Genomic DNA, 12586 nt, shown 5'->3' on the forward strand with positions numbered 1-12586 from the left:
GGGTCCATTGTGCCTTCCGACCTCGATCCAGTGCCTGCATTCAGCCGAAGACGTGCGCTAGGCTTGATACATGCGTTCCGCGACCCTGCTTCTTAGCGGGCCGCGACGGCCCTAGAAGATCTCCGCCGTCGCGGCTCCACCCCTCGTTGTGTGCACGAGGGGTTTTCTTATGGGTCCGAATCAAGCCAGAAGGACAGTAGCCGTGAGTGAGTACGATCCGCAGGCGCTGCAGGCCAAGTGGCAGCAGCGGTGGGAGGAGCAAGAGACCTACCGGGCCGGCGAGGACCCGGCGGACCCGCGCGAGCGCCGCTACATGCTCGACATGTTCCCCTACCCTTCCGGCGACCTGCACATGGGCCACGGTGAGGTGTTCGCCCTGGGCGACGTCATCGCGCGCTACTGGATGCAGAAGGGTTACAACGTCCTGCACCCGATCGGCTGGGACTCCTTCGGCCTGCCCGCGGAGAACGCCGCGATCAAGCGCAACGCCCACCCCGCCGAGTGGACCTACGCCAACATCGAGACGCAGGCCAACTCGTTCCGGCGCTACGGAATCTCCTTCGACTGGTCGCGCCGCCTGCACACCAGCGACCCCGACTACTTCCGCTGGAACCAGTGGCTGTTCAACCGCTTCTTCGAGCGCGGCCTGGCCTACCGCAAGGGCGGCCTGGTCAACTGGTGCCCCAACGACCAGACGGTGCTGGCCAACGAGCAGGTCGTGGCCGGCAAGTGCGAGCGCTGCGGCGCCGACGTCATCCGCCGCGAGCTGACGCAGTGGTACTTCAAGATCACTGACTACGCGCAGCGCCTGCTGGACGACATGGGGCAGCTGACCGGCTGGCCGGAGCGGCTGCTGACCATGCAGCGCAACTGGATCGGCCGCTCCGAGGGCGCCGACGTGCTGTTCGAGATCGAGGGCCGCGAGGAGCCGGTCCACGTCTACACCACGCGCCCCGACACGCTGTACGGCGCCACGTTCTTCGTCGTCGCCGCCGACGCCGCGCTGGCCGAGGAGATCGTCACCGACGAGCAGCGCCCGGCGTTCGAGGCCTACCGCGCCGAGGTCGCCAAGCTGAGCGACATCGAGCGGCTGGCCACCGACAAGGAGAAGACCGGCGTCTTCCTGGGCCGCCACGCGATCAACCCGGTCAACGGCGAGCGCATCCAGGTCTGGGCGGCCGACTACGTGCTGTCCGACTACGGCCACGGCGCCATCATGGCGGTGCCCGCGCACGACCAGCGCGACCTGGACTTCGCGCGCAAGTTCGACCTGCCGGTGAAGGTCGTCGTGCACACCGGCCTGGCCGACCCGGGCGAGACGGGCGAGGCCACGCCCGGCGAGGGCACGCTGGTCAACTCCGGCCCGCTGGACGGCCTGACCAAGGCCGAGGCCATCGCCAAGATCATCGAGATCCTGGAGACGCAGGGCAGGGGCGCCGGCGCGGTCAACTTCCGGCTGCGCGACTGGCTGCTGTCCCGCCAGCGTTACTGGGGCACGCCGATCCCGATCATCCACTGCCCCGACTGCGGCGAGGTGCCCGTCCCCGACGAGCAGCTGCCGGTCACGCTGCCCGACCTGCGCGGCGAGGCGCTGGCGCCCAAGGGCGTGTCGCCGCTGGCCAGCGCCACCGAGTGGGTCAACGTCGAGTGCCCGAAGTGCGCCGGCCCCGCCAAGCGCGACACCGACACGATGGACACCTTCGTCGACTCGTCGTGGTACTTCCTGCGTTACTGCTCGCCGGGCTACACCGACGGCCCGTTCGACCCCGAGCAGGTGCGCAAGTGGGGCCCGATCGACCAGTACGTCGGCGGCATCGAGCACGCGGTGCTGCACCTGCTGTACTCGCGCTTCTTCACCAAGGTCCTGCACGACATGGGCATGGTCGACTTCACCGAGCCGTTCCTGCGCATGCTGAACCAGGGCCAGGTGATCAACGGCGGCAAGGCCATGTCGAAGTCCCTGGGCAACGGCGTGGACCTGGGCCAGCAGATCGACGACTTCGGCGTCGACGCCGTACGCCTGACCATGGTGTTCGCCGGGCCGCCCGAGGACGACATCGACTGGGCCGACGTCTCGCCCGCCGCCTCGCAGAAGTTCCTGGCCCGCGCGCTGCGCGTGATGTCGGAGGTGACCAGCGAGCCGGGCGTCGCGTTCGGCGGCGGTGACGTCGAGCTGCGCAAGGTGACGCACCACACGATCGACGAGGCCACCAAGCTGGTCGAGGGCCAGCGCTTCAACGTGGCGGTGGCGCGCATGATGGAGCTGACCTCCGCCGCGCGCAAGGCCATCGACTCGGGCCCGGGCGCCGCGGACCCGGCGGTGCGCGAGGCCGCCGAGACGCTGGCGGTCCTGCTGTCGCTGGTGGCGCCGTACACCGCCGAGGAGGGCTGGGAGCGGCTGGGCCGCACCGGGTCCGTCGCGTTCGCCGGATGGCCGGTGGCCGACCCCGCGCTGCTGGTGCAGGACTCGGTCACGTGCGTGGTGCAGGTGGCGGGCAAGGTGCGTGACCGCCTGGAGGTCTCGCCCGACATCAGCGAGGACGAGCTGCGCGCGCTGGCGCTGGCCTCGGACAAGATCGCCCCCTACGTGCAGGGCATGCCCCGCAAGGTGATCGTCCGGGCGCCGAAGCTGGTGAACATCGTCCCCTAGTCACAGGTTGCGCAAGGCCGGCAGCAGCTCCTTCTCCGCCCAGTCGAAGAACGGCTGCTGCTGGTCGTGCCCGATCTGGACGAGCGCCACGTGGGTGTACCCGGCGTCGGCGAACTCCTTGACGCCCTGCACGACGGCGTCCACGTCGCTGCCGCACGGCACGCTCTGCGCCACGTCCTCGGGGCGCACCGTGCCGGCCGCGGCGGCGAAGTTCACCGGCCCGGGCAGCTCGGCCATGACCTTCCAGCCGCCGACGCTCGACCAGCGCCACAGCTCGTGCGCGCGCTGCTTGGCGGCCTCGGCGTCGGTGTCGTAGGCGAGGGCGAGCTGGCCGTAGACCGGCTTGCCGTCGCCCCCCGAGGCGTTGAACTGCTGCACCACCTCGGGCATCGGGTCGTTGATGACCAGCACGTCGCCGTACTCCGCGGCCAGCTCGGCCGACTGGCCGCCGGAGGCGGCGATGCCGATGGGCACGGGCCGCTCGGGCAGGTCGTACAGCTTGGCCGAGTCCACGTCGAAGAACTCGCCCTGGTGGGTGACGTACTCGCCGCTGAAGAGCTTCCTGATGATCTGGACGGCCTCGGCGAACATGCGGTGCCGGGTGTCCACGGGCGGCCAGCCCTCGCCGATGACGTGCTCGTTCAGGTTCTCGCCCGCGCCCAGGCCCAGGGTGAACCTGCCCTGGCTCAGCACGCCCATCGTGGCCGCCTTCTGTGCCACGACCGCGGGGTGGTAGCGCATGATGGGGCAGGTCACGTACGTCATCAGCGGCAGTCGCTCGGTGACCTGGGCCGCGGCGCCCAGCACCGACCAGCAGTAGGGCGAGTGCCCCATCTCCTCCACCCATGGGAAGTAGTGGTCGGAGATGACGGCGTAGTCGAATCCGATCCGTTCGGCGGCTGCGGCGTAGTCGACCAGCTCGCGGGCCGGCGTCTGCTCGGACATCAAGGTGTAGCCGATTTGTACCATGCGCCCCGGCTACCCGTCTTTGCTCACATTAGTGGCCAAGGTCCGGAGATCAATGTTGGCGGCGCTCGCGCAGCTCCTCGATCACCAGGCCGAGGCCGATGCCCAGCAGCCAGACGTCCTTCACCACGCCGATGCCCTGCTGCGTCGGCCGTACGCTGCCCTCGTGGTGCATGCCCGGCGTGCGCAGGTACAGGCCGATCAGCCCCGCCGCGAAGCCCGTCAGCGCCGCCCCTGCCAGCAGCGACGGCACGAACGGCGCCAGCAGGGCCATGCCGACGGCGACCTCGCTCCTGGCCAGCAGCCGGGTGAACAGCGCCGGGTCCATGCGGCGCAGGAAGGGGTAGGCGCCGGCCGCCATGCCGTGCGTGGAGACGGCCCGCTGCTCGTCGGCTTCGATCAGGTCCAGGCCCGAGTTCAGGATGACGGCGGCGGCGGACAGGCGGGGCGGGAGCTGGTGCGCGCGGGCGAAGATCTTCATGCTTCCTCCGAAATCGGGCTTATGCCCTCCTTCCCCCACATAGCGGACCGTCCACTGGCAGCGGAATTCTTGAGCTGCTCTTGGTGGCGCGGTTTAGTGTTCAGGGGTGGCATATGGCGCATACCTGAGATACCCGCACCTGCACGGTGACCTGGTCACCTTCGTCGCCGACGACGACGTCTGGCTCGCTCCGCTGAGCGGTGGCAGAGCCTGGCGGTTCACCGCCGACCGCGTGGCCGTGTCGCATCCGCGCTTCTCACCCGACGGCGGCCGGATCGCGTGGACCAGCACGAAGGAGGGCGCACCCGAGGCGTTCACGGCCGAGCTCGACGGGCCGGAAGGCGAACGGCTGACCTACTGGGGCGACCGCACCACCTCCGTCCGCGGGTGGACCCCCGGCGGCGACGTGCTCGCGATCACCGCCGCGGGGCAGAGCTCCGACAACCGGCGCTGGGCGCACGCGGTGCCGCTCGACGGCGGGCCGGCCACGCGCCTGCCGTACGGATGGGTCGGCGAGGCGGCCGTCAGTGAGGAGAAGGTCGCCACCGTGTCGGTGGTGTGGCGCGAGCCGTCGCAGTGGAAGCGTTACCGCGGCGGCACGGCGGCCAAGATCTGGGTGGACGCCGAGGGGAACGGCGAGTTCGCCAGGCTGTTCGCCGACAGCACGGCGCAGTACTGGTCGGTGAGCTGGGTAGGCGACCGGATCGTGTTCCTGTCCGACACCGACGGCACGGGCAACCTCTACTCCGCCCTGCCCGACGGCTCCGACCTGCGCAGGCACAGCTCCCACGAGGAGTTCTACGCCCGCCACGCCACGGGCGACGGGCAGCGGGTGATCTACAGCCACGCCGGTGACCTGTGGTTGCTGGAGAGCCTGGACGCCGAGCCGTACCGGCTGGACGTGCGGCTCGGCGGGCCGCGGCCGGGGCGGGCCCGGCGGCCGGCGCCCCTGCGGGCGGGCGCGTTCTCGCCGGACGCCACCGGGCGGGCCAGCGCCGTGGAGATCAGGGGCACCGCGCACTGGGTGACCCACCGCGACGGGCCGGCGGGGGTGCTGCGGGCCGAGCCCGGCGTGCGCGTACGCCTGCCGCAGGTGCTCGACGCCGACGGCAGGGCCGTGTGGGTCTCCGACGCCGGCGGCGAGGACGGGCTGGAGCTCGGCACCCCCGGCGGCGAGGCCAGGACCCTGGCCGCCGGGCAGCTCGGGCGGGTTCTGGAGCTGGCCGCCGCGCCCGACGGCAAGCACGTGGCCGTGGCCACGCACGACGGGCGGCTGCTGGTCGTCGACCTCGAGACCGAGAACGTCCGGGAGCTGGACCGCACCGACCAGGGCGACGTCAGCGGGCTGGCGTTCTCGCCCGACTCCACCTGGCTGGCCTGGGAGTTCCCGCACCACAGGCGGCTGACGCAGATCAAGATGGGCCGGCTGGACGGCACGTCGGTGATCGAGGTGACGCCGCCGCGCTTCGTGGACTACGATCCGGCGTTCACCAAGGACGGCAAGCACCTGGCGTTCCTGTCGGTGCGCACGTTCGACCCCGTGTACGACGCGCACGTCTTCGACCTGTCGTTCCCCCACGGGTGCAAGCCGTACATCGTGCCGCTGAAGGCCGCCACGCCGTCGCCGTTCGACCCCTCGCTGCAGGGACGCGGGTTCAACGGCGAGGACGACAAGCCGTCCAAGGACGACAAGAAGGACGACGCGCCGCCACGCACCGAGGTCGACCCCGACGGGATGGGCTCCCGCGTGGTGCCCGTGCCGGTGCCCGCCGGGAGCTACGGCAACCTCCGTACGGCCAAGGACGCCCTGCTCTGGCTGCGCTACCCGCTCAGCGGCGTGCTCGGCGACGGCAGCGAGCAGAGCTCCGAGACCGTGCTGGAGCGCTACGACCTCAAGAAGCGCGCCAAGGCCGAGCTGGGCAAGGAGATCCGCGCGTTCGAGGTCAGCGGCGATGGCTCCAGGCTCGTCACCAACGGCAAGAACGGCCTGCAGACCCGCGCCGCGAGCGAGGGCGACGAGGTCGTCACCATCGAGCTCGACCGGATCACCGTCCAGATCGACCCCGTCGCCGAGTGGCGGCAGGGCTTCCGCGAGGCCGGCCGCCTCATGCGCGACCACTTCTGGCGCGAGGACATGAACGGCGTCGACTGGCAGGGCGTGCTCGACCGCTACGAGCCGCTGGTCTCCCGGATCGGCGCCCACTCCGAGCTGATCGACCTGCTCTGGGAGACGCAGGGCGAGCTCGGCACCTCCCACGCCTACGCCGTGCCCAACGGCTCCGGCGTCGACCCCAGGCGCCGCCAGGGCCTGCTCGGCGCCGACCTGGCCAGGGACGGCGACGGGGTCTGGCGGGTCGAGCGCATCCTGCCCGGCGAGTCGTCCGACCACGCCGCCCGCTCGCCGCTGCTCGCGCCCGGCGTCGCGGTCCGCCCCGGCGACGCCATCCTCGCCGTCGGCGGCCGGCCGGTCGATCCGGTACGCGGGCCGCTCCCGCTGCTGGCCGGCACCGCCAACCAGCCCATCGAGCTGACCGTGCGGCACGGCTCCGGCGGCGACGTGCGGCGGGTCGTGGTCAGCCCCATCGCCGACGAGACGCAGCTGCGCTACCACGACTGGGTGGAGGGCCGCCGGGCCTACGTCAGGCAGGCGTCGGAGGGCAGGCTCGGCTACCTGCACGTGCCCGACATGGTGGCCTCCGGGTGGGCGCAGTTCCACCGCGACCTGCGTACCGAGATGGATTACGACGGGCTGGTCGTGGACGTGCGGGAGAACAGCGGCGGGCACCTGTCGGAGCTGGTGCTGGAGAAGCTGTCCCGCAAGGTGACCGGCTGGGCGCGGGCCCGCGGCTACCAGCCGATGCGCTACCCCGACGACTCGCCGCGCGGGCCGGTGGTGACGGTCACCGACGAGTTCGCGGGCTCCGACGGCGACATCGTGAGCGCGGGCATCAAGGCCCGCGGGGTCGGGCCGCTGGTGGGGACGCGGACGTGGGGCGGGGTGATCGGGATCGACTCCCGGTACTCGCTCGTGGACGGCACCCGGGTCACGCAGCCCCGCTACTCGTTCTGGCTCGACGGGCCGGGCTGGGGGGTGGAGAACTACGGCGTCGATCCCGACATCGAGGTGGTGATCACGCCGCAGGACCGGGTGGCGGGCCGCGACCCGCAGCTCGACAGGGCCATCGAGCTCGCCCTGGCCGCGCTCGACGAGCAGCCGGCCGCCACGCCCCCCGACCTGCCGCCGCTCAGCCAGCCAGCCGGCTGAGAATCTCGGCGAGGATGGCCTCGGTGGTGGCGAAGTTGAGCCGTACGCAGCTCTCACCACCGGGGCCGAAGGCCGCGCCGTCGTTCAGGCGCACCTTCGCCTCGCGCTCGAACACCTCCGCCATGCCCGGCCTGCCCACGTCCAGCCAGGCCAGATAGGTCGCCTCCGGGATCCGGTACCGGAACGTGGCGGGCAGGCGGGAGGCGATCGTGCGCCGGTTGCGGTCGAGCAGCGCCACCGTCTGCGCCAGCCACTCGTCCCCGTGCCGCCAGGCCGCCACGGTCGCCTCCACGCCGAACACGCTGGGGGAGCCGTACACGAAAGGCGGCTGCGCCTCCAGGGCCCTGCGCGCGCCCTCGTGCCCGAAGTGGGCCACCGAGCAGCGGATGCCGCCCAGGTTGAACGCCTTGGTCGCCGAGGTCAGCGTGACCGTGCGCTCGGGCAGGATCGTGGCGAAGGGGATGTGCCGGTGCGGCTCGTACACCAGGTCGGCGTGGATCTCGTCCGCGATGACCAGCAGGTCGTGCCGCTCGGCGTGCTCGGCCAGCTCGGTCAGCTCCCGTTCGGTGAACGCGCGGCCTGTCGGGTTGTGCGGGTTCACCAGCAGGAGCACCCGGCAGCCCGACAGGTCGGGCACCTCGAAGCGCCACGTGTCGCCGTCCGGCTCCATCCGGATGGGGCGCGGCGGGCGCTCCATGACGCTCAGCGTGTCCAGGAACGGGTGGTACGCCGGGACGTGCACCGCCACCCCGTCGCCCGGCTTCGTCCAGATCTGGAGGAGGACCTGGAGCGCCTGGTTGAGATCGTTGAACGGACGCACCAGCCCGGGGTCGGCCTGCCAGCCGAACCTGGCCGTCATGCGCTCGGCGAACGCCTCGGCCAGCGGGCCCGCGTTCTGATCCAGCAGCCAGACCGGGTAACCCAGGTCGCCGTCGGCCCGGCGGCGCAGCACGTCGGCGACCGCGGGCGCGGTGGGCAGATCCATGTCGGCCACCCAGGCCGGGATCACTCCCGGCTCGACCGCCGCCCACTTGAGACCATCATGCGTGGATTTAAGGGTTAACGGGGTATATGCGTCATTCACTCGGCCATTCTAGGATTCTTGATTGTGATGAGGCGGTGGCGCGGAGTGTGGCAGGCTGGGCGGCCATGACGCCCCACCCGAAGATCGACGCGATCGTCGAGACGTACCTCACCCTGGCCGACGCGGAGGCTCCAGGGCTGGTGGAGGGGCTGTACCTGGAGGGGTCCGCGGCGCTCGGCGACTACCGGCCGGGCGCCAGCGACGTCGACTTCGTCGCGGTGACGTCGCAGCCGCCGCCGGCCGGGGTGCTGGAGCGCATCCACACCAGACTCGGCGCCCATCCCTTCGACGGCGTCTACCTCACCTGGGACGACCTCGGCCGCGACCCGGCAGAGCTGGGGGAGCGCCCGCAGGCCCACGCCGGGCGGCTCAACCGGCGCGGCTCGGTCAACCCCGTCACCTGGCACACGCTGGCCCGCCACGGGCTGACCTGCCGCGGGCCCAAGCCGGAGGAGCTGAAGATCTGGAACGATCCCGGCGCCCTGGCCGCCTGGACCGATCGCAACCTCGACCTCTACTGGCGCCGCCTGGTGACCCGGGCCTGGCGCCCGTTCACCCCGTGGGGGCTGATCTGCCTCGGCGGGTACGGCACCGTCTGGGTCGTCACCGGCGTCGCCCGGCTGCACTACACGCTCGCCACCGGCGAGATCACCTCCAAGTCGAAGGCGGCGCGGCACGCGCGCGAGACCTTCCCCGAGCGCTGGCACCGCGTGGTGGACGAGGCGCTGCGGCTGCGCGAGGAGGACACCGCGCTGCCGTCGGCGGGCAGCGTGATCGCGGGGCTCGGTGACCACTTCGGCACGCCGCGGCGCTCGCTGTACGGCTCGCCGTTCGAGCGCAGGCGGGACGTGCTCGGCTTCGGCGACCAGGCGATCTCGGCGGCGCACGCGCTGTACCGGGCGCGCTGATCCTGACGGCGCTGATCTTGACGGCGCTGATATTGACGGGGGCGCGTCGGCGGGGTACGAATGCGCTCACTGCGGCCCGTCCGGGCGCGGTGAGGTGTTAACGCTAACATCGCGGAGGGCCGCCGGATGCGTACCCGTCTACTCGCGTTATGCCTGGTGCTGTGGGCCACCGTGCTGGTGCCGGCCGGCGCCGCGCACGCCGCCGGGCCGGCGCCGCACTACCTGATGACGGCGTTCACCAACGCCAGCGAGTCCAACATGTACGTCTACGACTCCTTCAACGCCGGGACCTTCAACCTCATCAGGGCCAACGCCTACAGGCCGCCGTCCGGGCTCATCCGCGACCCCAGCGTGATGCGGCACACCGACGGCTACTACTACCTCGTCCACACCACCAACTGGACGGGCGACACCATCGGCTTCGCCCGCAGCGCCGACACCGTGACCTGGACGTTCCTGCGCAACGTGACCGTCGGCCTGAACGGCGCCACCGGCAGCACCTGGGCGCCCGAGTGGTTCAAGGACTCCGACGGCAGCGTGCACGTGATCTACTCCGCGTCCACGACCGGCACCGCCGGGCAGTTCAGGCCGTACCGGATCACCGCCACCAACAGCGCGCTGTCCGCGTGGAGCGCCCCGGCCCCGCTGGGCATCCCGGCGAACTACATCGACAGCTTCCTCGTCAAGTCCGGCTCGACCTACCACAACTTCCTGAAGAACGAGACGACCAAGTACATCGAGCACGCCACCGCCACCTCGCTCTCCGGGCCGTGGACGTTCACCGGCACGGGCAACTGGGCCGGATGGGGCTCCGGGCTGGAGGGCCCGGCGCTGACGCGGCTGCCGGACGGCCGCTGGCGGCTCTACTTCGACAACTACACCGGCGGGCGCTACTACTACGCCGACAGCACGAACCTCTCGTCGTTCGGGGCCAGGACCGAGCTGCCCGGCCTGTCCGGGACGGCCAGGCACTTCACCGTGCTGCGCGAGGACGCCGGCGACACGACCGCCGTGCCCACCGGCAACCGGTCGCTGCGCTCGGCCAACTTCCCCGACCGGTACGTACGCCACCGCGGCGGCCTGGCCTACCTCGACCCGCTGACGACGTCCAGCGCGCTCGCCGACCGGCAGTCCGCCACGTTCACCGTCACGGCCGGGCTGGCGCACTCCGGGTGCTACTCGTTCCAGTCCGCCGGGCAGCCCGGCTACTACCTGCGGCACTCCAACATGCGGCTCGCGCTGCAGCGTGACGACGGCTCGGCCATCTTCAAGGGCGACGCCACGTTCTGCGGGCGGGCCGGTCTGGCGGGCGGGGGCACGATGTCGTTCGAGTCCTACAACCTGCCCGGGCGATACCTGCGGCACTACAACTACGAGCTGCGGCTGGACCTGTGGACGTCCGGCTCGGTGTTCGCCTCCGACGCCTCGTACACGGTCACCTCCCCCCTCTCCTGAAGGACGACACCCATGCGCCCCTCTCGCAGGAAAGCGGTCCTCCTCGTCCTGGTTACGCTGCTCACCGTGACCGCCAACCTCCTGTCGCCCGGTGCCGCGCACGCCTCACCGGCGGTGCAGTACACCAACCCGCTGGCCGCACAGCGCGCCGACCCGCACATCTTCCGCCACACCGACGGTTACTACTACTTCACCGCCACCGTCCCCCAGTACGACCGGATCGTGCTGCGCCGCGCCACCACCATCCAGGGCCTGGCCACCGCGCCCGAGAGCGTCATCTGGCGCAGGCACACCAGCGGCGAGATGGGCGCCCACATCTGGGCGCCGGAGATCCACTTCATCAACGGCAAGTGGTACGTGTACTTCGCCGCCGGCCGCGCCGACGACGTCTGGCGCATCCGCATGTACGTCCTGGAGAGCACCGCCGCCAACCCCCTGACCGGCGCCTGGACCGAACGCGGCCGGATCGCCACCCCCTGGGACACCTTCTCCCTCGACGCCACCACGTTCGTCGCGGGCGGCGTGCGCTACCTGCTCTGGGCCCAGCAGGAGCCCGGCATCGCCACCAACTCCAACCTGTACATCGCCCGGATGGGCGCCAACCCGTGGACGATCACCGGCGCCACGACCCGCCTGACCGTCCCGACGCTGGCCTGGGAGACGCGCGGGTACAAGGTCGCGGAAGGGCCTTCGGTGCTGCAGCGCAACGGCCGCCTCTTCCTGACGTACTCGGCCAGCGCCACGGACGCCAACTACTGCCTCGGCCTGCTGACCGCCTCCGCCACCGCCGACCCGCTCCAGGCGTCGTCCTGGACCAAGAGCCCCGGCCCGGTCTTCGCCACCAACACCGCCACCAGCCAGTACGGCCCCGGCCACAACTCCTTCACCACCTCGGAGGACGGGCAGAGCGACCTCCTCGTCTACCACGACCGGTCCTACCGGGACATCTCCGGCGACCCGTTGAACGACCCCAACCGTCGTACGCGCGTCCAGAAGGTGTACTGGCGCGCGGACGGCACCCCCGACTTCGGCATCCCGGTCGCCGACGGCGTCACGCCGGCGCGCCTCCTGTCGTACGACACGCCGGGGTCGTACGTGCGGCACTGGAACTACCGGGCGCGGCTCGAAGCCAACGTGTCACCGTTGGCGGACTCCCAGTTCCGGCTGGTGAGCGGGCTGTCGGGGAGCGGGGCGGTGTCGCTGGAGTCGGCCAACTTCCCCGGCCACTATCTGCGGCATCGTAACCACGAGGCGTGGGTGGAGCAGCGGGACGGCTCCGCGCTGTTCGCCGCGGACGCCAGCTTCGTGCGGCGCAGCGGGCTCGCCGGCAGTGGGACCGTGTCGTTGGAGTCGGTGAACTTTCCCGGGTACTACCTGCGGCATCGGGCGGGGCAGGTGTGGGTGGAGCGGGATGACGGGTCGAGCGCCTTCCGGGGGAGCGCGAGCTTCGTCCTGGAGTGAACCGGGGTGTGGCCCGGGTCCGGTAGGCACGGCCCGGGCACGTTCGGGGCGGGCAGACCGGGCCCGGCACGGCACGGTCAGGTCGGACAGACCGGCAGACCGGCGCCCGCCCACCACGGTCCCCGCCCAGCCCGGCACGCACAGCCCGGTCCGGCTTAGCCCAGTCGAGCCGGCTCAGCACGGTCCAGCCTGACCCCTCGGCCCTGCCCGCCCCGTCCTGCGCCGCCCGCCCGGCCCGGCCCAGCAGGCACAGCGTTCCCGCCCCATCGCTCCGGCTGGACCCTGTCCGGCACTTCCAGACAGGGGCAGGGCATGC

The 12586-nt window shown here is 71.4% G+C and carries 8 protein-coding genes; 5 read left to right on the plus strand and 3 right to left on the minus strand.

The genetic code is table 11. The features are described from left to right. The first annotated feature begins 169 nt into the window (after window positions 1–169). Window positions 170–2650, plus strand: coding sequence for a leucine--tRNA ligase (gene leuS / locus HD597_RS04820; protein WP_253740487.1), 2481 nt, complete (start codon window positions 170–172; stop codon window positions 2648–2650). Here the strand turns inward: leuS and HD597_RS04825 are convergent, their stop codons facing one another. Together HD597_RS04825 and HD597_RS04830 are read right to left on the minus strand one after the other, a co-directional pair. Further along, a complete protein-coding gene (locus HD597_RS04825; protein WP_253740488.1) occupies window positions 2651–3619 on the minus strand; it encodes a TIGR03557 family F420-dependent LLM class oxidoreductase in 969 nt (322 codons plus the stop codon). 49 nt (window positions 3620–3668) lie between these two features. Further along, window positions 3669–4097, minus strand: coding sequence for a hypothetical protein (locus tag HD597_RS04830; RefSeq protein WP_253740489.1), 429 nt, complete (start codon window positions 4095–4097; stop codon window positions 3669–3671). A gap of 106 nt (window positions 4098–4203) precedes the next feature. Here HD597_RS04830 and HD597_RS04835 point away from each other — a divergent pair, with 106 nt between their 5' ends. After that, the gene (locus HD597_RS04835) at window positions 4204–7362 is read left to right on the plus strand and encodes a S41 family peptidase (RefSeq protein WP_253740490.1); all 3159 of its coding nucleotides are present in this window, start codon (window positions 4204–4206) and stop codon (window positions 7360–7362) included. Here HD597_RS04835 and HD597_RS04840 read toward each other — a convergent pair. Further along, a complete protein-coding gene (locus HD597_RS04840; RefSeq protein WP_253740491.1) occupies window positions 7343–8446 on the minus strand; it encodes a MalY/PatB family protein in 1104 nt (367 codons plus the stop codon). The two genes, HD597_RS04835 and HD597_RS04840, sit on opposite strands and share 20 nt — an antisense overlap. A gap of 65 nt (window positions 8447–8511) precedes the next feature. Between HD597_RS04840 and HD597_RS04845 the strand changes: the two genes are divergently transcribed. From HD597_RS04845 to HD597_RS04855, 3 genes are all read left to right on the plus strand, one after another. Further along, a complete protein-coding gene (locus HD597_RS04845) occupies window positions 8512–9354 on the plus strand; it encodes a nucleotidyltransferase domain-containing protein (protein ID WP_253740492.1) in 843 nt (280 codons plus the stop codon). Between the two features lie 126 nt (window positions 9355–9480). After that, complete coding sequence (locus HD597_RS04850; protein WP_253740493.1) at window positions 9481–10809, plus strand: glycoside hydrolase family 43 protein; 1329 nt, start codon at window positions 9481–9483, stop codon at window positions 10807–10809. 66 nt (window positions 10810–10875) lie between these two features. After that, on the plus strand, window positions 10876–12270 hold the full coding sequence (locus tag HD597_RS04855; RefSeq protein WP_253740494.1) for a family 43 glycosylhydrolase: 1395 nt from the start codon (window positions 10876–10878) through the stop codon (window positions 12268–12270). Window positions 12271–12586 lie beyond the last annotated feature (316 nt).

This window comes from Nonomuraea thailandensis (assembly GCF_024172165.1).
Lineage (GTDB): Bacteria > Actinomycetota > Actinomycetes > Streptosporangiales > Streptosporangiaceae > Nonomuraea > Nonomuraea thailandensis.